Origin of the sequence: Reichenbachiella sp. (assembly GCF_965233835.1) — a bacterium.
In the GTDB taxonomy this organism is placed as follows: Bacteria; Bacteroidota; Bacteroidia; order Cytophagales; family Cyclobacteriaceae; genus Reichenbachiella.
Genome location: NZ_OZ247585.1, coordinates 1,698,218 through 1,720,577, shown reverse-complemented (window position 1 = coordinate 1,720,577; position 22,360 = coordinate 1,698,218). Strand labels below are relative to the sequence as shown.

Sequence of the window (22,360 nt, the reverse complement as noted above, 5' to 3'; positions counted from 1 at the left end):
AAGATATTATGGAATATTGAGGTATTTGTGTGTTTGTAATGAAATATTCCATTGAGGATGTTCTTTCGCATATTCAATGATCTTTTCAGTCATTTGTTCTGCCTTTCCCCATTCAGGCTGCAAGTACAACATGCATTTTTCTTCTACTCCAGCTGCATGCTCTTCGGCAAATTTAAAATCTGATTTATTGAATACAATCGCTTTTAACTCATGTGCTTGGCTATATACTGACTCATGCGGCACCTTAAATTTTTTGGGTGAAAAACAAACCCAGTCCCATGTCCCGGTCATAGGATAGGCACCGGAGGTTTCTATATGCAGCTGATAGCCCTCAGATTTCAATAGACTGGTCAGTTGCACCAAGTCATACATCAAAGGCTCGCCACCAGTAATGATCAAAGTTTTGCAAGGGTATTTACTTAGCTCATCTAAGATTTCATCAATAGTTAGGAAAGGGTGATCTTCTTCGTTCCAGGATTCTTTTACATCACACCATACACAACCTACGTCGCACCCTCCCAATCTTACAAAGATGGCCGGTTTACCAGAATGAAAACCTTCCCCTTGAATGGAGTAAAAAATCTCCATGATTGGAAGTTTTTCTGATATTTTGGGAGTGAAAGTCAAACTTACAGTAGGTTCTTCTTTGCGGCCTGAAGTGTATTCACCATAAGCATGGCGATAGTCATGGGTCCAACGCCTCCTGGCACTGGAGTAATATGACTCGCTATCGGCTCGATATTTTCATAGTCCGCATCTCCGGACAACCTGAAGCCAGATTTCTTAGAAGCATCTTCCACTCTAGTTGTCCCCACATCAATCACTACAGCCCCCTTTTGAACCATATCCTTAGTAATGAGCCCAGGCAACCCGACTGCTGAAATCAAAATATCTGCCTGTCTGGTATGATTGGCTAAATCTTTAGTGTATTTATTGCAAAGTGAAACTGTTGCGTTGCCCTCCTTGGAAAGCATCAAGGCCAATGGTGCACCCACTAAACGACTCGCACCCACAATCACACAATTCTTTCCTTCCGTTTCGATCTTGTATCGCTTCAACAGCTCCATTACACCAAATGGCGTAGCGGGCATCAACTTCGGATGATCCGAAGTGATGCTTCCAAAGTTCTCATTAACGAAACCATCGACATCCTTTTCTGCAGAGATACTTTCTGTTACTTTATCTACTGAAATATGCGCTGGTAAAGGCAACTGAACAATAAATCCATCAATATCGTCGTCAGTGTTTAGGTTATGTACATGCTTAAGCAACTTCTCTTCTGATATACTATCAGCAAACTGCATCAAGGTATACTCAAAACCTACAGCAGCACAGGCCTTGATTTTTCCTCCTACATAAGTGTGACTGGCTCCATCATCGCCCACAATAATTATAGCCAAATGAGGCGCACGTTTGCCCGTAGCCTTGAGCTCATCTACCTGTGTTTTGATTTCTGATTTAATATCTGCCGATACCTTTTTGCCGTCAATTATTGTAGCCATCCTATTTAGTTTTCCTGTTTGCTTTGGGTCAATGAGGAACTATAAATATCAATTTTCAAATCCCAAACACCAAATCGGGATTGACTTTTGAAGTTTAATCTAATTTCAATACCGCCATAAATGCATCTTGAGGAATTTCTACATTACCCACCTGACGCATACGCTTCTTACCTTTTTTCTGCTTTTCCAACAGTTTACGCTTACGCGAAATATCACCACCATAACATTTCGCCAGTACATTTTTACGCATGGCTTTTACCGTCTCTCTAGCGATAATTTTATTACCTATTGATGCCTGAATCGGAATCTCAAACATCTGCCTTGGGATCAGTTCTTTCAGTTTTTCACACAGTCGTTTACCCCATTCGTAGGCTTTGTCTCTATGCACAATCGCCGACAAGGCATCTACGGGTTCACCATTAAGCATGATATCCAGTTTCACCAATTTTGAAGCTCTTAATCCAGTCAATTCATAATCCAAAGAAGCATAGCCTCGTGAAATCGTTTTCAACTTATCAAAGAAATCAAACACGATCTCCGACAAAGGAATATCGAAAGTCAACTCCACTCGCTCCGAAGTCAGGTAGACCTGATTCTGAATAGTGCCACGTTTGTCCATACAAAGAGAGATAATCGGCCCTACAAAATCAGCCTTACTAATAATCTGCGCTTTGATATAAGGCTCTTGCACCTCTTTGATTCTACTAGGGTCCGGCATTTCCGATGGTGCGTTGATGAAGGTCTCTGTACCATCCGTCATTTCTGCTTTGAACTGCACAGAAGGCACTGTCGTAATTACGGTCATATCAAACTCTCGCTCCAAACGCTCCTGAATGATCTCCATGTGTAGCATGCCTAAGAACCCACATCTAAACCCAAACCCAAGTGCTGCTGAAGTCTCAGGCTCCCAGATCAATGAGGCATCATTGAGCTGCAATTTTTCCATCGAAGCGCGAAGTTCTTCGTAATCGGTCGTTTCTACCGGATAGATACCGGCAAATACCATCGGCTTCACATCTTCGAAACCTTTGATCATTTCCTGAGTTGGACGATCTACGTGGGTGATTGTATCACCTACTTTTACTTCCTTAGCTACCTTGATTCCAGAAATGAGGTAGCCTACATTTCCAGCAGAAATTTCTTTTTGTGGCTTTTGCTCCAGTCCCAAAATGCCGATTTCGTCAGCGTCGTAAGTTTTGCCGGTAGCTACGAACTTTACTTTATCTCCTTTTTTGATCGAACCATTAAATACACGGAAGATTACTTCGATTCCTCTAAAGGAGTTGAAAGTAGAATCGAAAATCATCGCCTGAAGTGGCTCGTCAGGATTGCCTTTGGGAGCAGGAATTCTATTTACAATGGCTTCCAAAATATCATCTACGCCTATGCCTGTTTTTCCACTTGCGTGAATAATGTCTTCTTTGTCGCAACCGATCAAATCAATAATCTGATCCGACACTTCTTCAGGCATGGCGCCTGGCAAGTCAATTTTATTGAGTACTGGAATGATTTCCAGATCATGTTCTAGCGCTAAATAAAGATTGGAAATGGTCTGCGCTTCGATGCCCTGCGAGGCATCTACGATCAACAAGGCTCCTTCACAAGCTGCAATTGATCTTGACACTTCGTAAGAAAAATCTACGTGTCCAGGGGTATCAATCAAATTGAGCGTATAGTCTTTATTGTCAAACTTATAGCCCATTTGGATAGCGTGACTCTTGATAGTAATGCCACGCTCACGCTCTAGATCCATGTCGTCGAGCAATTGCTCTTGCATGTCGCGATCCGCCACGGTCCCGGTGTGTTGTAATAAACGATCCGCCAAGGTACTCTTGCCGTGATCTATGTGTGCAATGATGCAGAAATTTCTTATGTTCTCCATTTTTTCAAAAAAGAATGCAAAAATAGGCAAAGTTTAGTTCAGTTTTGCATTCTGATTCAAAGATGAACTAGTGTTTTTTAATGTCATTTTCGCAATAAGGTTCGTGAGGATACGAGCCAAGGCGATATAACTAAATCAAACGCCATAGCTTGTGTCTCCACGAGCCGTAGAGATTAAAAAAAGTATAAATTTGTAAAGCTATTATGACCGAACAATCCAACAATATTTCAGAATATATCATCTCTATCTACCGCAAAGAAGACCTGATGCGAGCCTATCAGTTCGACCTCGAAAAGTTTGGCACTCAGGTCATCAATTTCTTCCCGATCTCAGACAAAGAAAAACTAGCTGAAGTGAATCATTACGAGGAGTTCATGCAGAAAATGAAAGATCAGGGCATAGAAGAAAAAGGTCACTTACAGGAAGTAAATGAGCTGGTTGTGACCCTAAGTAATCTGCACGACCAGCTTAAAGCCGACGATGAAGACTATTATGGTGTGTATCAAAAAGCCTTACCCTTCATAGAAAACAACATGAGCCACGCTCAAGGTGCGATCCGAGATGAAATTCAAATCTGTCTCAACGGCATCTACGGATTTCTCCTCCTAAAAATAGCCGAGCGCATCATCGAACCAGAAGACCAAGAAATGGTCGACCGATTTGGAGATTTACTTTCACTGCTGAGTTATAAGTACGAGGAGCAAAAGGCTTCTAACTAAAAACTAGCTTGCCCGTTTGCGATTCGATTTGTGGTAGTCTTCCGATTCTCCTACTTTTGTTCCTGTTCTATAATTAACAAAACCTATCCGCTGCACTTCCGAGAAATTGCTCCCAGTAAGGAAATCGATCATATTTATTATCAATGAAAAAGTTTTCGCCTTTTATACTCACACTGTGTTTAATGATTTTATCCAACTGTGATGATGATGTATTTGTGGATTCTGATAAAGATGGCATAGAAGATTCTTCTGATAGATGTCTCGGCACCTTATCAGGCCATGAAGTTGATTCTAGTGGATGTGCTGAATCTCAAAAAGACTCTGATTTCGATGGGGTTAGTAATGATTTTGATCTGTGTGATGATACACCATATAGAGATTTGGTAGATGAAAATGGGTGTTCCATATATATCTATCTTGATGACAATGGTGTTACAGTGAAAGCGTACCAAAATGCTCGAGCTGGTCAATCATATATTTTGAATGGCGTTTCATATTTAGTCGTGGATCGATATCAATTAGCTAATTTAATAGCTAAAGGGGATTCACTACCTCCAATTTGCACCTCACTAATTACTGACATGAGTGAGCTATTCCGTGAGTCACAATTCAATCATAACATCAGTTCTTGGGATGTGAGCAGGGTTACAAATATGGAACTTATGTTTATTCGATCATCCTTCAATCAAGATATAAGTGCATGGAATGTGGGCAGTGTTGTTGATATGAATTACATGTTCTATGAGTCACAATTCAACCAAAATATCAGCTCTTGGAATGTGAGTAAGGTTACTGATATGAGCGGTATGTTCTATAAGTCTCAATTCAATCAAGAAATCAGTGCTTGGGATGTGAGTAGGGTTACAAATATGGAACTTATGTTTCGTGATTCACCATTCAATCAGGACATCCGTTCTTGGAATGTAAGCAACGTCACCGATATGGAAGCCATGTTTGCTGAAACATCATTCAATCAAGATATTAGTTCTTGGGATGTGAACAATGTTATTACTATGGCAGGCATGTTCATTGACTCGCAATTCAATCAGGATATTAGTTCTTGGGATATGAGTAATACAACCAATACGCTGGCTATGTTTGCAATATCATCCTTCAACCAAGATATTAGCCCTTGGGATGTGAGTAAGGTTACCAATATGAGGCATATGTTCTCTGAATCATCATTCAATCAAGATATCAGCTCTTGGAATGTGAGCAACGTAATAAATATGGTAAGTATGTTTCAAGATTCTCAATTCAATCAAGATATTAGCTCATGGGATGTTTCAAATGTAATCGAATGTGAAGATTTTAGTACTGATACGCCAAATTGGACTTTACCTAAGCCAAATTTTACCAACTGTACACCTTGACAAGCCAAAATCTCCTCAACCATAAACTTGGTCTTTCAACCGTGTGCATACTTTAGGATCGAATAAGTTACAACATTAGTTTGAGAAAAAACCTTCCTTTAAAACTGAGACATTACTCAGAATCCTTCTAAGGTGACTCTTAGAGATATTTCAATCATTTATCATTTCAAACGAACAGAGGGAAAGGGAAGTAAGAAATGACTCAATTAATTGGAATTATTTCCTATCGCTCATGGTTATTGGGATAGAAATTTTAAATTCAAGATTTTAAAATTCACCTACCTACTCATAACCAATACATACATGGAAAAGACATACTACGATCCGAAGGATCTAAAGAAATTTGGCAACATCACTGAGCTACAACCCGAGTTGGGTAAGAAATTTTTCGACTACTATGGCGACGTATTCAAAGAAGGCGCATTGACGCAAAGGGAAAAGTCACTGATCGCCTTGGCAGTATCGCATGCCGTACAATGTCCGTATTGCATAGACGCTTATACGTCTGACTCACTAGAAAAAGGCGCCGACGAAGCGCAAATGATGGAAGCGATTCACGTAGCGGCAGCCATCAAAAGCGGAGCGGTGTTGGTACATGGCGTACAGATGATGAATAAGATTGATGATTTGACGATGTGATCGTGAATTCAAGATTTGAAATTTGAAATTCAAAATTGATGCTAAAAGAGCGAAAAATATCACTGCAAGGTCAAGACCATCAGCTGAGCCACACGGATAAGCAAATTGCCATTCTAGAAGAGTTAGAGCAAACCAGCTTTTCGGATCAGTTGGAGGTGCTTGGCAAATCCCCTTTCAAACCGACGGGTACAGACATCTTCCAGGTGAATCTGGGCAAGATGTGCAATCAGGTGTGTAAGCACTGCCATGTGGATGCTGGACCGGACCGCAAGGAGATTATGACTCGAGAAACCATGCAACTGTGCCTAGATGCGCTCGATCAATCAGATATATCCACTGTGGATTTGACCGGCGGTGCACCGGAGATGAATCCTGATTTCAGGTGGTTTGTAGAGGAGCTCTCAAAGCGAGATAAACATATCATCGTACGTTGCAACCTGACCATCATCCTAGCCAATAAAAAATACAACGACCTTCCAGAATTTTTCAAAAAACATAAAGTTGAGGTAGTATCTTCCCTTCCACATTTTTCCGCTCGCAGAACTAATGCACAGCGAGGCGATGGCGTGTTCGAAAAGTCGATCGAGGCTTTGAAAATGCTAAATCATCTTGGCTATGGAATGATGGACTCAGAGCTAAAACTAAACTTGGTTTACAACCCGTCTGGCGCCTTTCTTCCTGCCGACCAATCAGGATTAGAATTAGAATTTAAGCGAAAGCTGAAAGATAGCTACGACATTGAATTCAATGAATTGTATGCGATAACCAACTTACCTATTTCGAGATTTTTAGATTACCTGGTTGCGTCCGAAAATTATGAGGACTACATGCAAAAATTGATTGACGCCTTCAATCCTTCGGCGGTCGACGGCGTGATGTGCAGAAACACGATTTCAATAGGCTGGGATGGCTATCTCTATGATTGTGATTTCAATCAGATGCTCGACCTGAAATTAAATGACAAAGCACCGAACCACATTCGAGATTTTGATGTTGACTTGCTAACAAAACGAGAAATTATCCTGAACAATCACTGTTATGGCTGTACGGCCGGTGCGGGGTCTAGTTGTGGGGGGACCACAACCTAGAACAAACCACCGTCATTGCCTGATTTATTCAGGGAATCTGCCAGGAAATTGCAGATTGCCCAGACACGCCGGGGCAATGACGCTGTATTTTTGACGAGTAAAATCAATACAATAAATGTCCTATTTAGAAACCACAAAAGACGTATACAAAGCCGCAGCACTCACTCCTGATGTCGGACTCTGCTGCACCACCTCTCCGATCTGGCAATTACCAGGACTAAGCATGCCGAAAATCATGCAAGAAATGAACTACGGCTGTGGCACTACCGTCCACCCTAGAGATTTGGTCAACAACCCAAACATTCTCTATGTAGGAGTAGGTGGTGGCATGGAGCTGCTTCAGTTCTCTTACTTCAGCAGGAAAGAAGGTGGGGTCACCGGAGTGGATGTGGTCGACGAAATGCTCAACGCTTCCAGACAAAACTTCGAACAAGCCGAAGCGGAAAACGATTGGTTCAAAAGTGAGTTTGTGGATCTAAAAAAAGGAGATGCTTTGGACCTGCCAGTAACAGACAAGTCTATTGATGTTGCAGCGCAAAATTGCCTTTTCAATATTTTCAAGGCAGATGAATTGAATAAGGCACTACAGGAAATGTATCGAGTATTGAAGCCTCATGGTCGATTAGTCATGTCTGACCCGATTTGTGATCAGGTGATGCCGGAGCATTTGAAAGAAGATGAGAAACTCAGAGCTCTGTGCCTCAGCGGCTCCATCCCTATGAAGGATTACATCAAAATGCTAACGGATGTTGGTTTTGGGACCATAGAGGTTCGAGCCAAAAGGCCTTATCGCATTTTATCTCCTAATCATTACGATATCAAGGAAAATATTATCATAGAAAGTTTAGAAGTCTGCGCCATCAAAGACCCTATGCCTGAAGACGGCCCCTGTGTATTTACCGGCAAGGCGGCCATTTACTTTGGAAATGAAAAATATCTAGATGACAAAAAAGGTCATGTTTTGATGCAAAATCAACCGCTGGCTGTTTGTGATAAAACAGCGAGTGCATTAGCTGATTTGAGCAGAGACGATATCCACATCACAGAATCTACCTTTTTCTACGACGGTGGAGGTTGTTGCTAATGTTGTTTATCATCAGCAGATGCCTTTTTGTTCTCAGGACTAGTCTTCCAACACACATCTTTTGTTAAATTTGAGGCTTATTGAAGAATCAAATGGCAATAGATAAAAAGACCGTTCAGAAATTGGCTCATTTGTCGAGACTTGAGCTTTCAGAAAAAGAACAAGAGAAGATGAGTGAAGATCTGGGTGACATCCTGGATTGGGTGGAAAAACTGGAAGAAGTGGACACTTCTAATGTTAAACCTCTGGGCAATGTTAATGAAGAGCCTATCCATTTAAGGGAAGACAAGGCTGATAATTATTTTTCAGGTGACGAGGCTATGAAAAATGCTCCTGAGAGCGACCAAGGTCATTTCATCGTACCGAAGGTACTCAAGTAATCCTATGAACAAATTTGCTTTCTGGAACGAATGGAATGCTCCATTCAAACTCACTTTTATCCTATTAACCTCCCTTCTTCTTTTTTTTAGCGCTGCTTTTTTAGCCATTCAGTGGGGAGGTCTCAGCCCATTTTATTATTGGAAGCTGACCGGCTATATAGAAAACCTATCCTTTCCTGTATTTTCCAATCATTCTGAATTTATAGAAAGTACGATCACGACAGATCTGCCCTTGATCTTTCAAAAAGTGTTTGGAGGATCAAAAGCTTTACCCAATTATCTCAGCTATACCTATCTCATTTTGTTGTACACTTGTTTGATCGGGTGCTTAACGATTTCGACCTATCTGGAGAAGTTTTGGTACTACATTGGTGTAGGGCTTTGGATATTACTGGTAGTACTGAGTGGCATTGGCAATGTTGGCTTCTTTGACATTTACAATCAAACTGCGATCATCATTGTACTTCTTTTATTCGTTCCATTGTCCTACTATTTCAATACAATCAACGAAAATATTGGAATGGGCTGGAGGTTTTTGGCCTTTTCTGGACTAATGGCATTAGTTCTTCTCGTTATTCATTTTGGCAGTACTTACGAGACTCCACTTCTTTTTTTGACTAGGTTCTCCTACCTACCAGCCTCACTGATTTGTGTGACATTCATCCTGACCATCGGGCATGAAATCATCTATGCCATACTTTCCTTAACCACCCCGTATGTAAAGTCCTCATCCAACAACACCAAACATTTCATCATACTGAGTACAGTCTATCTACTCAACATTGTTATTCTCTATTTGTATAGAGTAAACTATCTGGATTGGGACATATACTATCTCAATGAATTTGCTCTAATAGCCTTATCGTCAATTTTAGGCATTTGGGGTATCAAATCAAGGGAAAATCTATACTCCAGGTTCTTACCTCATTACCCTTACACAGCATTTTTGTACCTGATTTTGGGACTTATCACATTCATAACATTTGCCTACCAATCTTACCATGGCAATGACGCTTTTATTGCTTCTATGCAAAGCATGATTCTGTATAGTCACATTGGGTTTGGACTGATGTTCTTCCTATACATCATATTCAATTTCATCACTCAACTTCAACAGAACCTTCCTGTTCATCAATTTGCGTATATCGAGGACAATTTTCCTTATATCTCGGCACGAATTGCAGGTTTGATCATTGTTGCCGCGCTTTTCTTTCGCTCACATTTCGGTAGTTTTTACCTGGGAATGGCTGGGTATTATAATGGCCTGGGTGATTTGAATTTGACATTAGAAAATGAGTCGACGGCCAAATACTATTACAAAGAAAGCGTATCCAAAAACGCATACAACCACCATGGAAATTACCAGCTGGCGCAGCTAGAGGACGAACCAATCTTACGATTGAAGTATCTCAAAAATGCAATTAAAAGTGCACCGACAAGTTATGCATTTGCTTCACTGGGAAGAGAGTATGAAAACAACAGTCGATTTTTTGATGCCCTGTTTACCTACCAGGATGGATTGAAAGAATTTCCCAACAACTGGGCAATACAAAATAACATTGCGTTACTCTACAACAAAACTAACGTGATAGACTCTGCCATTTATTACTTAGAAAACAGCACTCCTGGTACTTGGAAACAGGCCGTAGTGGATGCCAATAGAAAAGCCGTAGCCAGCTTGCATGGGTGGCCAATCAAGCTAGATGAAAGTAAAAATTTAGAACGATTCGACTTGCAAAGTAACTCACTCGCCAATCAATTGATCAATAAAGACACTTCGAGTCTCACATTTATCACTCAGCCCCCCTCTATCTCACTCAATCTATTTACCTATAGTTATCTAAAAAATCTAGGACTATACTGCAATCAGAATCAATTGCCAGAATTCCTTCAGCTCGTAGATCCGTTCCTTGATGCACCAGATAATGCTGCATTCAGAAAAGAACTCAACATTGTCAAGGCGCTTAACCTCTATCAAAATGGACAAGTAGCTAAAGCAATTGAGATCATTTTTCAACTGAAAGAGGTTTACGAAGATGAGTCTGGAAAATGGAATGCACTACTAGGCAAATGGTGTCTGGAGCTAGATGCCCCGCTATTAGCCTCCAAATATCTCGAAGCTGCCCGTGAAACTCTTTATCCGAATGTCTCCGCGGACTTATCACTAGCGTATCACAGACTTGGCGATCAATCCCTAGCTTTGTTTTTATTGAGCAAAGAAAGCACCTCCAACGACTCGATCAATCCCACAATGGCTGCCGAATGGACAAAACTATTTGATGCGATGCAGCAAAACAAAGTCTCTTGGAACAGTTATTCATTCACTCGAGAGAAAGAAATGCTGACACAGGCCAAAATAGCTACTGCCGACCAAAGGTTGCTATTTGAACGCATTGGACTAGAGAACCCATTTTTTGAAGAAGGTGTTCTCGCTGCTTCTGATTATTTTAAGGAAACAGATAAAGACGAAGAAATGTCTTATCAAGTCTTGAGAGAAGCCATTACAATCAATGAGTATTCTGAGGTCCTGATAAAAGCGTACATCGAGCATTGTTTGGCCACAGGACTTATTGATTTCGCGGATGATGCCTTGATCAAATTGATCGACATTCTTCCTGAAGAAGATTACCAAGCGTATGAAATAGCCTTCGAGGTTAAAAAAGAGCAAGCCCAAGCCCAATTAGACCAAGACTGGTAACACCCAAAACAACAAACCCATGAAACGACTGATAGGCCCTTTCAAAGAAATCATCACCATGGCAGAAGCTCCGCTGAAAGGAGCACTTGCTGAAGACTCCCTTGGTCTGATAGAAAAAGGAGGCGTACTAATTGAAGACGACCAAATCATTGAGGTGGGAGAATTCAAAAGCCTCAAGGCGAAAGCAGATCAAACTGAGTTAATCAAAGGTGATCATATTCTGATGGCCGGATTGATTGATAGCCATACCCACATTTGTTTTGGTGGCTCCAGAGCTGGTGACTATGCGCAACGTGTAGCAGGCAAAACTTATCAGGAAATCTTGAAAAACGGTGGTGGTATTCATGACTCAGTAAATAAAACCAGAGCTGCGTCTGAAGCGGACCTAACAGATTTGGTTAAGGCTAGAGCCAAAAGACATTTGGAAGAAGGAGTGACCACGATAGAAGTGAAGAGTGGCTACGGACTTTCTGTAGATGAGGAAATCAAAATGCTTCAGGCGATTCAATCTGCCAATCACCTGGTACCGGCTGACCTAATTTCGACTTGCCTGGCAGCTCACGTTTGCCCCAAGGAATTTGACAACCACGAGAAATATCTGGATCATATTGTGGAAAACCTCTTCCCAATATTGAAAGAGAAAAACCTTACTAACCGCATTGATATCTTCACGGAAGATGGGGCCTTCGACACTAAACTATCTGCGAAATACTTGACACAAGCCAAGGAGGCCGGCTTTGAAATCACCGTTCATGCCGATCAGTTTACATCTGGTGGTACCCAAGTAGCTGTGGAAGCAGGTGCGGCAAGTGCCGATCACTTGGAGGCTACTTCAGACGAAGACGTAAAATTATTAGCAAATTCAGAAACCGTGGCCACGGTATTACCCGGTGCCTCTCTTGGCTTGGGCATGCACTACTCTCCAGCTAGAAAACTTCTGGATGCTGGTTGTTGTTTGGCTATCGCCACGGATTGGAATCCTGGCTCTGCACCTATGGGCGATTTATTGATCCAAACTGCTCTTATGGGTGCGGCTGAAAAACTATCGATTCCAGAATGCGTTGCTAGCATCACTTTTAGGGCAGCCAAAGCACTGAACCTGTCAGATCGTGGAAGAATCAAAGCAGGACAAATCGCCGACTTGATTTCATTCCCAGTCAATGATCACCGAGAGATATTTTATCAGCAGGGCAAAATCAAACCCGATGGCGTTTGGAAAGGTGGCATAAGAGTGGTCTAATATATTACTTATACAACTTCTCTCCTGCTTCAACAGCCACTTTCAAATAGTTTTCTAATGGTGGTAATGGACAGGAATATTCAGCATTGTATTCGCAATAGGGATTGTAGGCTAGATTAAAATCAAGGGTAATTTTTTCGGCCTGATCTGAGAAGTTAAGATTGATATACCGACCGCCACCATAAGTGGTTTTGTCATTGGTCAAATCTGCAAAAGCCAGGAAAAGGCCATCATTCTCCTCTCCTTTCAACACCAACAATCGTTGCCGGTGCTGGTCTAGTTCAAAATTCAAAAAAGCGTGCTTGTTATAAACTCTGGGCACTCCGTCGGAAGTACCCAAGGTCAATTGACCTCCATCCGATATTCTTTCTATTTCTGCAATCACTTTGAATTTCTCGTTCGGAGGATAGTAGTTAAGCCGAATGGTGGTATCTATTCCTGCAAACGGTGAGTCCTCAGAATTATTCATAAACTCGTGCGTTTCCTTTCGGTCGTTGGCTATAAATTCCTCATAGGACAAAGATTTTTGTTTTGGTTCACAAGTCACCAAAACCAACAACCAGCCTATCAAAAAATAGATTCTGCTTCTCATTATATCATAGATTCATCCGCGAAGCTAAAATACTTGTCATCCGTGAAAATAATATGATCCAAGACGGGAATATCCAAAGTTTGACCAGCCGCTTTGATTTTTTTTGTCAACTGAATGTCTTGAGTGCTAGGCTGAATATTGCCTGAGGGGTGATTATGAGCCAGTATCACATTTGAGGCCAAGACATCCAAGGCTTTCTTAAACACAAGCTTGGCATCCACGACTGTTCCTGACACGCCTCCTGCGCTGATCATTTCGGGTTTTATGATTTGATTGGCTCGGTTCAGGTATAATACCCAAAATTGTTCATGATCCAAATCCATAAGGCTTGGCTTTAGGTATTGGTAAGCGTCTAACGAAGAAGTAACTTTCGGCTTTTTCACAAACTCAGCCTCTTTTCTCCTCCGCCCTAGTTCTAGCGCACTGATGATGGCAATAGCTTTGGCTTCGCCTATGCCGTTGAATTTTTTCAAATCAGTCAGTGAGAGCTTGGCCAATTCATTCAAATCGTTCCTTGCGGCTGCCAAAATAGTCTTAGCCAGATCCACTGCCGAGATTTTCGGAGTACCTGATCCTATCAGGATGGCAATCAATTCTGCTTCAGAAAGTGATGCCTTCCCTTTTATAATTAATTTTTCTCTAGGTCTGTCTTCCTCTGCCCACTGCTTGATGGACAGATTTTCTGAACTGTACATAGAGATTCTGTTGGTGCTAGGCCGAAAGTAGGAAAAAGAGGTTAAAACGAGAAGGGCTTAAACAAAAAAAGCTCCCTTGAAAAAGGGAGCGATCTATATCTTAATAAGAGACTCTGGCTTATAGAGAAGCTACCAACTTAGTCAATTTTGACTTTTGGTTAGCCGCTTTGTTTTTGTGGATGATGTTGTTTTTAGCCAACTTATCGATCATCCCAACTACTTTTTTCAATAGTTCTTCAGCCTCAGCTTTGTTCGTAGAATCTTTCAATCTCTTGATGAAAGTTCTAGTAGTTTTATGCTGATACCTGTTTCTTAGCCTTTTAGCCTCGTTTGATCTTATTCTCTTTAAAGCCGATTTATGATTCGCCATTCTCTAAAATGTTATATTCTTTTTTTCGGACTGCAAATTTAGAGCTATTATGTATAAAAGCAAATACAATTTACTAAATAAATTAAGAAAGCTTTTGCTAGGTAAATGAGTCCATTTTACTGTAATTATGCTCTAGTTAATTTTTGATAGAATATCCTACAATATCTCATGCGACTGAAGTGCATCCTATTTTCGTTTGTCCTTTCCCTTATTGTACCATTTGGATTGATAGCGCAACAATCCAAAATGGATACGTTGAGCTATGTCTCACCACACAAAGTCAACATAGATTCAGTAAAGCTATATTCAGGCATTGATTCGATCATTACCGAAGCGCTGGATTCAGGGGCATTTCCAGGATGCCAAATTCTTTTGGCCAAAGCAGGTCAGGTGTTTTACTATGAATCCTTTGGCTTTCATACATACGACAGCGTACAAAAGGTGCGGAATTTAGATTTATATGATCTAGCCTCTATCACCAAAATAACAGCGAGCACGCTTGCACTGATGAAACTGTATGAAGAAGGCCAATTTGATTTACATCAAACCATGGGATACTATTTTCCTTTTTTGGCTAAATCAAATAAGGACGACCTGAGCATTCGAAAGGTCCTGGCTCATCAATCCAGAATGAAAAATTGGATTCCTTATTATTCGGAATCTCAACGTAGAAATGGAAAATATAAACGAAAAACCATATCAGCGGACTCTTCAGAAACATTTCCTTATAGAATTCCAGGGTCAGACCTTTTCTTGCATAAGAACTTCAGAGAAGACAAAATTTTTAAAATGATTAAAAAATCTGACTTGTACAATGAAGAGGGTTATGTGTATTCAGGGTTGGCTTTTTATCTCTTCCCTGATCTCATAGAACGCCTATCCGGTGTTCCTTTCGAGCAATATCTAGCGAACAACTTTTACAAGCCATTGGAAGCGAATAGTTTGGGATTTGACCCTCTGAAAAAATATAACTTAAGTCAAATTGTACCTTCTGAGATAGATACATTCTTTAGGATGAGCAAACTTCATGGCGTAGTACATGATGAAGGGGCTGCCGTCATGTTGGGCATTTCTGGCAATGCAGGATTATTCAGTAATGCTGGGGATTTGGCCAAAGTCTATCAAATGCTTCTCAATGGAGGCACCTACAATGGAAATCAATACCTCAAACCTGAAACAATTAAGGAATTTACAAGGTGCCAATACTGCGAAAAAGACAATCGCAGAGGCTTGGGGTTTGACAAACCTCTGATTGAATACGACAGTATCAAGAGCAGTGTAGCCAAATTGGCAAGTGCAAACAGCTATGGGCATTCAGGCTATACGGGCACATTGGTCTGGGCAGACCCAGATAATCAACTTTTATTCGTATTTCTAGCTAATAGAGTTTATCCTTCCAGAACCAATAGAAAAATCTATCAGCTAAATATAAGGCCTAGAATTCACGATTTGGTATATGGTTTGTTGGAAGAAGAAAAAGAATGAAAGCCCCGGGGCAGGTTCCCGAGATCATTTCATTCCATATACACCTGGTTATATTTTATGATTCGATTGGTTCAATAAAATATAAATATAATCATATTTATTAAAATAATACTATGATTAATGCAAATTATTATTAATTACATTATATAATATGCTAAATCATCAAAATATGCTAGTTGCAATTAATAGTGAAGCACCTCAAATTTACCGTCTGAATTATCCAGCAGTATGAATATCAAAAACACGCTTTTTTTTCTTTTTCTTTTAATCAGTGTTAATTCCTTCGGACAGGTAGAAATTTACTCCGAACAAATTTCTATTGATTCGATTACTAACAGTACTTCTGACGAGTTGAATGTGGTATTAAGCCCCGATGGCCAGAACCTTTATTTCACCAGAAAGAACCACTCTCAAAATTTGGGAGGCAGCAAAGATCAAGGGGACATTTGGGTCAGTGAAAAAAATACGAATGGAGAATGGACTCCCGCCTATAATCTGAAAGAGATTAATAACAAACAAAGTAATCAGATCATTGGGTTTATAAATGCTGGTCGATCAATGTTGATCAGTAATGAAAACCAATTAAGTGTATCCCACAACAATGGCGGTCGATGGTCAACTCCAAAACCATTCAGCATCCCTTATTTGAACTCCAAATCCAAAGAACTGAGTGCCAGTGTTTCACCTGATGGAAGACACATCCTTTTCGGCATGGAATCTTTTGGCAATTATGGTGTGGAAGACATTTACATATCTCGTATGAAAGCAGACGGTTCATGGACCAGTCCAAAAAACTTAGGCTCAGCCATCAATACCCAAAATCAAGAAATCACTCCTTTCTTAGCTGCTGACAACAAGACACTTTTCTTTTCTTCTAATGGCCATGAAGGAGAAGGAAGCTTTGATGTTTTAATGAGTACCAGACTAGATGACACCTGGCAGAACTGGAGTGAACCGAAAAATCTTGGTCAGAAGGTGAATACAAAAGGCAGAGAAAGCTCATTCACCTTCCTATTAGAAGATGAATATGCTTACCTCTCTAGCACTCAAAATAGTGACGGCTATGGAGACATCAAAAAAGTGAAAATAGCTCCTGAAATCGCTCCTATTGAAACCATAGCTGATACGGTTCAAGCAGTGGATGTTGTAGAGGAGGAAAAAATCATTGCGATAAGTGGACTTGTAAAAGACAAGAAAACCGATGAAACCATCATAGGTGCCGAGATCTATGTAACGACAGAACCAACAAATCAGGAATTCAAAACATTAACCAACTCACAGGGAGCTTTTAACCTTACTGTAGATGAGGGGAACAATTATATCGTAAAAGTGAAAGCTTTCAGATATCTCTCTGCTGAGAACGTAGTAACAGATGCAGCACTACTGAACAACGAACCAATAAACTTTAGCCTTGAGCCCATAATAGAAGGTAATACTGTAACCCTAGACCATGTACTTTTCGAACAAGGCAAAGCCATTCTTATTGCCGGGTCGGAAAAAGAGTTAGACCTTGTGGTGGAGATGATGAAGTACAATCCTGATGTTTCTATTTTCTTATCTGGCCATACCGACAATCAAGGTAAAGCCTCATTGAATGTAGCGCTAAGCGAAGAGAGAGTGCAAACAGTGATGGATTATCTAATCGCACAGGGAGTGAGTAAAAAAAGAATCTCAGGTAAAGGTTTTGGTGGCATGAAACCAATCGCCAGCAACGCAAGTGCTGAAACTCGAAAATTGAATCGTAGAGTAGAGTTCACAGTTCACAAAATCAACAAATAAAAAAAGCACCGAACTATGAAGTTCAGTGCTTATGGTAAATTGAGGTTATTCGTCTTTGGATAGCCAGCCATTTCTGACAGCTAATTGTGATTCGGTAGGTTCTTCACTCAATGAAAGTATATGTGTATACTCTACATCAATTTCAACTATCTCGGCGCTCAAATCAACTTTAGATTCTGAGCCATCTTCTCCTTGCCTCATCACGGTATAGGTCATCTGATTTCCCACTTCCATTTCTTCTCTAACGTTCTGAAAAAATGCCCCGATACCACTCAAAGGTATCTCTTTTCCATTAATACCCACTAATACATCGCCATTTTTTAATCCAAAAGCTTTTCCAAAAGCATTTAAACCTTCTGCATTGGCTATAAAAACACGACTTGTTTCAGGGTTATAGCCATAAGATCCTTGGGTCAATCCCATACTCATTTCCCTTCTCGTTTCGGAAGAAGCATAGTTTACACCAGCCAGGGCAAAAAACTCTTCATAGTCCAATGGCGTAGTTCCTTCTACATAGGTCTTGAAAAAATCTCCTATTTCTGGATAGGTCATCTCAGTAATAATATTGAACAAATCTTCGTCATTAAAGGCTTGATCCTTTCCAAATTTCTCAGACAAATCAAACATCATTTGCTGCACTCCATACTGACCATCCGAGAGACTTCTTAGTTTTAGGTCCAAACAAACGCCGATCAAGGCACCTTTTTCATAAACATTTCCATATTGATCCGGATACTTATCCAAAGTATACTTACTCAAATCAGTAAATGCCAGAGAGTCATTATATCTAGTTGTGGCGCTAACCATCTTGCCTTGTAAAGTTTGTAAATATTGATCCGCTGTCATGAGATCATATTTTACTTGAACGTTGCCAGCAAAAAACTCAGTGATCCCCTCGTAAAGCCATAAATGCTTAGACATTTTTGGCTCATTGAAATCGAACTGGTGAATTTCTTCGGAATGTATATTCAAAGGAGTTACGATATGAAAAAATTCATGAGCGGCGAATCGATTAAACATACCAATCATTGACTCCATCGGCTGATTTTGCATAGAATACAAAGAAGAATAGGAATGCTCTAAAGCTCCTACAGACCGCACAGGCCTTTCTGTGAAATAACAGATGAAGGCATATTTATCAACAGGCAATTCGCCTCCCAAGTACTCCTTTTGTGACATTAGGATCTGCTCAATAGCACCACGCACTTCCTCAGATTTCACCACTTTCCCTGGGGAATAAGTGGAGATGAGCACCTCTGCACCTGCTACATTCACAATACTGGTGTCTGGCTCGCAGTACATCAGTGGGTTATCTATCAAATGGTCATAGCTTTCCGTCAGATAAGTATCCACTTCAGCCTGACTGTCTGCTACTTTGACCTCGCTTATATCAAGGCTAGTCTCCATCGGCTGGCCAGTGCTCAAAGCAATCAACCCTGTAGAACCGTACATTTTTGAATCTCGGATCACATTGAACTTAAAGGGCTTTCGTGTCATGTTTTCGAAATAACCGAAAAAGCCTCCCGAGTTAATAACAAAGTTCTTCCCTTCCTCAATGTTTGTTCCTGCCGGCTCAAATATAGCTGGCCCATCTACGTCATTATCATAGGAATCTTTCACCCAATAAGACACCTTAGCGAGTTTATTGGCTTTAGATATTTTCCAGGAGTTCACCGAGGGCTTTTCTACTGTAAGTTCTCTTCCTTTTTTATCGTAGGCCTTAAAATTTTCTACAAATCTTCCATAATCCTGTACAGCATAGGTGCCTGGTATAATCTTAGGCATGTAAAAAGTGGTTTCTGATTCTTTGATTTTTGGCGGCGTAAGAACGACCTGTACTTTATCGTCCTTTACAACGGTAAGATCCAGTGTATACACATACTGATCTTGAGCTAAAGCCGGCGACACAAGTCCATAGGACATGACCATCACCAATAGTAGTATTTTTTTCATTTGAGTTTATTTTGAGTTTTTCTTTATTGATACTTAAACATAACCATCCAATTGGCCAGTCACCTATGACAAGTATCCTAACTGGTCGATTTATTACACCATTGGTCAAATGATGCTATCTCAAGGTCAAAAAAACTCCTTGTTTGGCTTAGTATTCAATCTTGATCAGAGAGCAACCATTCTTTGGCATCATCCCTATTATCAAAAAGGCCAGTATTTCGCCCTGTTAATTTAATCACAGACTTTGCTATAAGCTTAGCTACTGAATTCAGCCCAACAATCGCCGTCAATTTTACATATGGCTCATTAATTCTGGCTATTTCCGTGACTTTAGCAATTACCACTTTGTTGAATCGCATGTCTGTCATATCTACTAAAGACATAACAGATTTTGGAGGGTGTTGGGAGATAACATTAGCTGCTTCGTCCATAATGGCTGGCGCTTCCTCGGCACTCACCTGTGTCAGGTCAGTAAAAACTATGGTTTGGTCTTGCGCTGTTAAAGTGCTTACTCTAGGCATTAAGTTGGTGTCAAGTGGTGTACCCCTAAAGATAATAACCTTTTGGGGTACGCTAAAATTCATTGTATTCTAAGGTTGACGAACATAGGTCTCTAGAATATAACGATCTACGCCAAGTTCTTCTGACTTCTCAACCCCCTGCTGAATTAAAGTATCACCTTTAATTTGAACCTTAAAATCAAACACATGGCCTTCCCAGCCTCGTGCAGTGCAAAACTCAAGCTGCTCTTGATAGTTGTCGCCTTCTAGCTTATAGCGGCCTGCACCCGCGGCAAAAAATGCTGTGGAGTCTTTTCCCTGATTCAAATCGTGATTGACAAATGAAAAGTGCGTGGGCGTGATGATTTTTATCATACGGCGGCCTTCCACATACGTGTTAAAGGTTTCCCCATTTTCTTTATTGATTACAGCAATCAACTCCCATGTCCCTTCAAGGGGTTTCTTCTTTGATTGCTCGACCTTTGGTTGACAACCCAATATGACAGGGAGTAAGAGGAGACTAATCCAATAAGATTTCATAATTATGATTTTAATGTGAAAAATACTTTGGATTAGATCAGGCTAAAGTAAACGATGAAAAAAAAGTATCAAAATTATTACCTCACTACTACACATTTAGACTGAGAAGTGCATGAGTTGATCCAGAATTTTTACCTAATTTGCTGGTTCTATTTTTGTGAATTATTAATGCGATAAGCATGGATGGTAAATTAATATATGGGATTCAGCAAATTGGCGTTGGCGTAGATGATGCTGAAAAGGGATTTGAGTGGTATGCTAAAACCCTTGGGGCAGATTTGTGCATTTTTGACGATGATAATGAAGCCACTTTTATGGCTAAATATATGGGTGGTCAACCACGCGCTAAAAGAGCCATCCTGGCCATGAATGCCCAAGGGGGTAGCGGTTACGAAATCTGGCAACACACTGGTCGCAAACCACTCACCATTGAAGAACCTGTTCAACTTGGCGATTTGGGTATCAATGTAGCCAAAGTTAAATCACAAAACATTCAGAAAAGCTACGACAGGCTGAAAACCAAAGGAGTAACAATCTGCACAGAAATAAATGAGGAACCAGACGGATCCAAAGGATTCTATATTAAAGACCCTTGGGATAACATTCTTCATATTAAAGAATTTGACTCATGGCTCAAAAAATCAAAATTTGATGTAGGGGGTATTTGCGGAGCTACCTTAGGTGTATCAGATATTGACCAATCATTAAAACTGTACGCTGACATTCTCGGATATGACCAAGTGATATACGATAAAACTGGAACATTCGACGATCTCAAAGGTCTCAACAACGGAGAAGGAAAATTCAGAAGAGTATTACTTACTCACATCAAAGATCGAACAGGAGGGTTTTATCCCCTACTCGGCGATGGACAAATTGAGCTCATTCAAGCACTAGACCGTACACCAAAAAAACTATTCGAAGGTAGATTCTGGGGAGATATCGGATTCATTCATTTATGTTTTGATATTAGAAACATGAATGCGCTGGTAGAGGAATGTAAAGAAAAGAACTATCCGTTTCAAGTACTAAGTTCTGAACATTTCGATATGGGAGATGCTAACGGTCACTGGGGCTATATAGAAGACAACGACGGCACGCTGGTTGAATTCGTAGAAACTCATAAAGTACCTTTGATTAAAAAAATCAATTGGAGTATTAAACTCAAAAATCGAGATCCACACAAACCCCTACCTGGTTTTATCTTGAAGGCTATGGCCATTACAAAAAGGAAAAAATTCGACTGACACGTTCATGAGTATCGAAAAAGAACTTCGGGAAAGAAGCGAGTCTAAATGCGAGTTGTGCAGTGCAACTAATAATTTATCACTTTATATAGTAGCTCCTAAATCTGGCGACCACGCTGATGAATGTGCCTATTTATGCCAAGTCTGCCAGTCGCAAATTGATGGAACAGTTGAGAATGACACCAATCATTGGCGATGCCTCAACGACAGCATGTGGAATTCTAATCCTGCAGTGCAGGTTCTATCTTGGCGGATGCTCACCCGAATGAAAGAAGAAGGCTGGCCACAAGATCTCCTAGATATGCTTTACTTGGATCTCGACACCCTCTCATGGGCCAAGGCAACAGGTGAAGATGAAAGTGAAGAAGACAAGATCATACACAAGGATAGTAACGGAGCAATTCTCGAAGCTGGTGACAGCGTGGTACTCATAAAAGACCTGAACGTAAAAGGAGCCAACTTCACAGCCAAACGAGGCACTGCGGTGCGCAATATTTCATTAGTTCATGACAATCCGGAGCACATTGAAGGGAAAGTTAATGGTCAGCAAATTGTAATACTGACCAGGTTTGTCAAAAAATAATGTAGAAATGG

21 protein-coding genes are annotated in these 22,360 nt (G+C 40.5%); 12 read left to right on the top strand and 9 right to left on the bottom strand.

The window, feature by feature from the left end:
* Positions 1-6: 6 nt before the first annotated feature.
* From ACO6S2_RS07510 to lepA, 3 genes are all read right to left on the bottom strand, one after another.
* A complete protein-coding gene (locus ACO6S2_RS07510; RefSeq protein ID WP_422361879.1) occupies positions 7-588 on the bottom strand; it encodes a 7-carboxy-7-deazaguanine synthase QueE in 582 nt (193 codons plus the stop codon).
* A 41-nt stretch (positions 589-629) separates the two neighbouring features.
* A complete protein-coding gene (locus ACO6S2_RS07505) occupies positions 630-1,502 on the bottom strand; it encodes a bifunctional 5,10-methylenetetrahydrofolate dehydrogenase/5,10-methenyltetrahydrofolate cyclohydrolase (RefSeq protein ID WP_422361878.1) in 873 nt (290 codons plus the stop codon).
* Between the two features lie 94 nt (positions 1,503-1,596).
* The gene (gene lepA, locus ACO6S2_RS07500) at positions 1,597-3,384 is read right to left on the bottom strand and encodes a translation elongation factor 4 (RefSeq protein ID WP_422361877.1); all 1,788 of its coding nucleotides are present in this window, start codon (positions 3,382-3,384) and stop codon (positions 1,597-1,599) included.
* A gap of 203 nt (positions 3,385-3,587) precedes the next feature.
* Between lepA and ACO6S2_RS07495 the strand changes: the two genes are divergently transcribed.
* The 8 genes from ACO6S2_RS07495 to hutI all read left to right on the top strand — a co-directional run bounded on the left by ACO6S2_RS07495 (position 3,588) and on the right by hutI (position 12,605).
* Complete coding sequence (locus ACO6S2_RS07495; protein ID WP_422361876.1) at positions 3,588-4,103, top strand: DUF4924 family protein; 516 nt, start codon at positions 3,588-3,590, stop codon at positions 4,101-4,103.
* A 143-nt stretch (positions 4,104-4,246) separates the two neighbouring features.
* On the top strand, positions 4,247-5,476 hold the full coding sequence (locus ACO6S2_RS07490) for a BspA family leucine-rich repeat surface protein (protein WP_422361875.1): 1,230 nt from the start codon (positions 4,247-4,249) through the stop codon (positions 5,474-5,476).
* Between the two features lie 303 nt (positions 5,477-5,779).
* Positions 5,780-6,115 carry an arsenosugar biosynthesis-associated peroxidase-like protein gene (locus ACO6S2_RS07485; protein WP_422361874.1) on the top strand — a complete coding sequence of 112 codons (336 nt, stop codon included), beginning with the start codon at positions 5,780-5,782 and terminating at the stop codon, positions 6,113-6,115.
* A 38-nt stretch (positions 6,116-6,153) separates the two neighbouring features.
* Positions 6,154-7,203, top strand: coding sequence for an arsenosugar biosynthesis radical SAM (seleno)protein ArsS (arsS, locus tag ACO6S2_RS07480; RefSeq protein ID WP_422361873.1), 1,050 nt, complete (start codon positions 6,154-6,156; stop codon positions 7,201-7,203).
* A 115-nt stretch (positions 7,204-7,318) separates the two neighbouring features.
* Positions 7,319-8,287: an arsenosugar biosynthesis arsenite methyltransferase ArsM gene (gene arsM / locus ACO6S2_RS07475; protein WP_422361872.1), complete on the top strand. Its 969-nt coding sequence runs from the start codon at positions 7,319-7,321 to the stop codon at positions 8,285-8,287.
* Positions 8,288-8,379: 92 nt separating this feature from the next.
* Entirely contained in the window at positions 8,380-8,667 is a 288-nt protein-coding gene (gene gatC, locus ACO6S2_RS07470; RefSeq protein ID WP_422361871.1) for an Asp-tRNA(Asn)/Glu-tRNA(Gln) amidotransferase subunit GatC, read from the top strand.
* A 4-nt stretch (positions 8,668-8,671) separates the two neighbouring features.
* Positions 8,672-11,365 (top strand): tetratricopeptide repeat protein, encoded by a 2,694-nt coding sequence (locus tag ACO6S2_RS07465; RefSeq protein WP_422361870.1) that lies wholly within the window; start codon positions 8,672-8,674, stop codon positions 11,363-11,365.
* A 19-nt stretch (positions 11,366-11,384) separates the two neighbouring features.
* Positions 11,385-12,605, top strand: coding sequence for an imidazolonepropionase (hutI, locus tag ACO6S2_RS07460; protein WP_422361869.1), 1,221 nt, complete (start codon positions 11,385-11,387; stop codon positions 12,603-12,605).
* 4 nt (positions 12,606-12,609) lie between these two features.
* On the opposite strand, the gene ACO6S2_RS07455 is transcribed toward hutI, so the two are convergent.
* The 3 genes from ACO6S2_RS07455 to rpsT form a co-directional block, all read right to left on the bottom strand.
* Positions 12,610-13,197: a DUF1684 domain-containing protein gene (locus tag ACO6S2_RS07455; protein WP_422361868.1), complete on the bottom strand. Its 588-nt coding sequence runs from the start codon at positions 13,195-13,197 to the stop codon at positions 12,610-12,612.
* Positions 13,197-13,892, bottom strand: coding sequence for a RadC family protein (gene radC, locus ACO6S2_RS07450; RefSeq protein WP_422361867.1), 696 nt, complete (start codon positions 13,890-13,892; stop codon positions 13,197-13,199). The genes ACO6S2_RS07455 and radC overlap by 1 nt, the downstream gene beginning before the upstream one ends.
* 118 nt (positions 13,893-14,010) lie before the next feature.
* Positions 14,011-14,262, bottom strand: coding sequence for a 30S ribosomal protein S20 (gene rpsT, locus ACO6S2_RS07445; RefSeq protein ID WP_318172766.1), 252 nt, complete (start codon positions 14,260-14,262; stop codon positions 14,011-14,013).
* Between the two features lie 168 nt (positions 14,263-14,430).
* Here rpsT and ACO6S2_RS07440 point away from each other — a divergent pair, with 168 nt between their 5' ends.
* Together ACO6S2_RS07440 and ACO6S2_RS07435 are read left to right on the top strand one after the other, a co-directional pair.
* Positions 14,431-15,747 (top strand): serine hydrolase domain-containing protein, encoded by a 1,317-nt coding sequence (locus ACO6S2_RS07440; RefSeq protein WP_422361866.1) that lies wholly within the window; start codon positions 14,431-14,433, stop codon positions 15,745-15,747.
* A 228-nt stretch (positions 15,748-15,975) separates the two neighbouring features.
* Positions 15,976-17,526: an OmpA family protein gene (locus tag ACO6S2_RS07435; protein WP_422361865.1), complete on the top strand. Its 1,551-nt coding sequence runs from the start codon at positions 15,976-15,978 to the stop codon at positions 17,524-17,526.
* A 45-nt stretch (positions 17,527-17,571) separates the two neighbouring features.
* On the opposite strand, the gene ACO6S2_RS07430 is transcribed toward ACO6S2_RS07435, so the two are convergent.
* From ACO6S2_RS07430 to ACO6S2_RS07420, 3 genes are all read right to left on the bottom strand, one after another.
* Entirely contained in the window at positions 17,572-19,479 is a 1,908-nt protein-coding gene (locus ACO6S2_RS07430; RefSeq protein WP_422361864.1) for a peptidase M61, read from the bottom strand.
* Positions 19,480-19,634: 155 nt separating this feature from the next.
* Complete coding sequence (locus ACO6S2_RS07425; protein ID WP_422361863.1) at positions 19,635-20,063, bottom strand: hypothetical protein; 429 nt, start codon at positions 20,061-20,063, stop codon at positions 19,635-19,637.
* A gap of 6 nt (positions 20,064-20,069) precedes the next feature.
* Positions 20,070-20,519, bottom strand: a complete 450-nt coding sequence (locus tag ACO6S2_RS07420) for a hypothetical protein (protein WP_422361862.1) — start codon at positions 20,517-20,519, stop codon at positions 20,070-20,072.
* A gap of 179 nt (positions 20,520-20,698) precedes the next feature.
* Here ACO6S2_RS07420 and ACO6S2_RS07415 point away from each other — a divergent pair, with 179 nt between their 5' ends.
* Both ACO6S2_RS07415 and ACO6S2_RS07410 read left to right on the top strand, forming a co-directional pair.
* Positions 20,699-21,766 (top strand): VOC family protein, encoded by a 1,068-nt coding sequence (locus tag ACO6S2_RS07415; RefSeq protein WP_422361861.1) that lies wholly within the window; start codon positions 20,699-20,701, stop codon positions 21,764-21,766.
* A gap of 7 nt (positions 21,767-21,773) precedes the next feature.
* Positions 21,774-22,349 carry a PhnA domain-containing protein gene (locus ACO6S2_RS07410; RefSeq protein ID WP_422361860.1) on the top strand — a complete coding sequence of 192 codons (576 nt, stop codon included), beginning with the start codon at positions 21,774-21,776 and terminating at the stop codon, positions 22,347-22,349.
* Positions 22,350-22,360: the final 11 nt, after the last annotated feature.

Bases quoted from the DNA above. Each gene is read 5' to 3' on its own strand.
- ACO6S2_RS07495 (WP_422361876.1), top strand. From the start codon at position 3,588: ATGACCGAACAATCCAACAATATTTCAGAATATATCATCTCTATCTAC.
- rpsT (WP_318172766.1), bottom strand. From the start codon at position 14,262: ATGGCGAATCATAAATCGGCTTTAAAGAGAATAAGATCAAACGAGGCT.
- ACO6S2_RS07440 (WP_422361866.1), top strand. From the start codon at position 14,431: ATGCGACTGAAGTGCATCCTATTTTCGTTTGTCCTTTCCCTTATTGTA.
- ACO6S2_RS07420 (WP_422361862.1), bottom strand. From the start codon at position 20,519: ATGAAATCTTATTGGATTAGTCTCCTCTTACTCCCTGTCATATTGGGT.
- ACO6S2_RS07435 (WP_422361865.1), top strand. From the start codon at position 15,976: ATGAATATCAAAAACACGCTTTTTTTTCTTTTTCTTTTAATCAGTGTT.
- ACO6S2_RS07505 (WP_422361878.1), bottom strand. From the start codon at position 1,502: ATGGCTACAATAATTGACGGCAAAAAGGTATCGGCAGATATTAAATCA.
- ACO6S2_RS07490 (WP_422361875.1), top strand. From the start codon at position 4,247: ATGAAAAAGTTTTCGCCTTTTATACTCACACTGTGTTTAATGATTTTA.
- ACO6S2_RS07485 (WP_422361874.1), top strand. From the start codon at position 5,780: ATGGAAAAGACATACTACGATCCGAAGGATCTAAAGAAATTTGGCAAC.
- ACO6S2_RS07510 (WP_422361879.1), bottom strand. From the start codon at position 588: ATGGAGATTTTTTACTCCATTCAAGGGGAAGGTTTTCATTCTGGTAAA.
- ACO6S2_RS07415 (WP_422361861.1), top strand. From the start codon at position 20,699: ATGGATGGTAAATTAATATATGGGATTCAGCAAATTGGCGTTGGCGTA.
- arsS (WP_422361873.1), top strand. From the start codon at position 6,154: ATGCTAAAAGAGCGAAAAATATCACTGCAAGGTCAAGACCATCAGCTG.
- radC (WP_422361867.1), bottom strand. From the start codon at position 13,892: ATGTACAGTTCAGAAAATCTGTCCATCAAGCAGTGGGCAGAGGAAGAC.
- ACO6S2_RS07410 (WP_422361860.1), top strand. From the start codon at position 21,774: ATGAGTATCGAAAAAGAACTTCGGGAAAGAAGCGAGTCTAAATGCGAG.
- ACO6S2_RS07425 (WP_422361863.1), bottom strand. From the start codon at position 20,063: ATGAATTTTAGCGTACCCCAAAAGGTTATTATCTTTAGGGGTACACCA.
- gatC (WP_422361871.1), top strand. From the start codon at position 8,380: ATGGCAATAGATAAAAAGACCGTTCAGAAATTGGCTCATTTGTCGAGA.
- ACO6S2_RS07455 (WP_422361868.1), bottom strand. From the start codon at position 13,197: ATGAGAAGCAGAATCTATTTTTTGATAGGCTGGTTGTTGGTTTTGGTG.
- hutI (WP_422361869.1), top strand. From the start codon at position 11,385: ATGAAACGACTGATAGGCCCTTTCAAAGAAATCATCACCATGGCAGAA.
- lepA (WP_422361877.1), bottom strand. From the start codon at position 3,384: ATGGAGAACATAAGAAATTTCTGCATCATTGCACACATAGATCACGGC.
- arsM (WP_422361872.1), top strand. From the start codon at position 7,319: ATGTCCTATTTAGAAACCACAAAAGACGTATACAAAGCCGCAGCACTC.
- ACO6S2_RS07465 (WP_422361870.1), top strand. From the start codon at position 8,672: ATGAACAAATTTGCTTTCTGGAACGAATGGAATGCTCCATTCAAACTC.
- ACO6S2_RS07430 (WP_422361864.1), bottom strand. From the start codon at position 19,479: ATGAAAAAAATACTACTATTGGTGATGGTCATGTCCTATGGACTTGTG.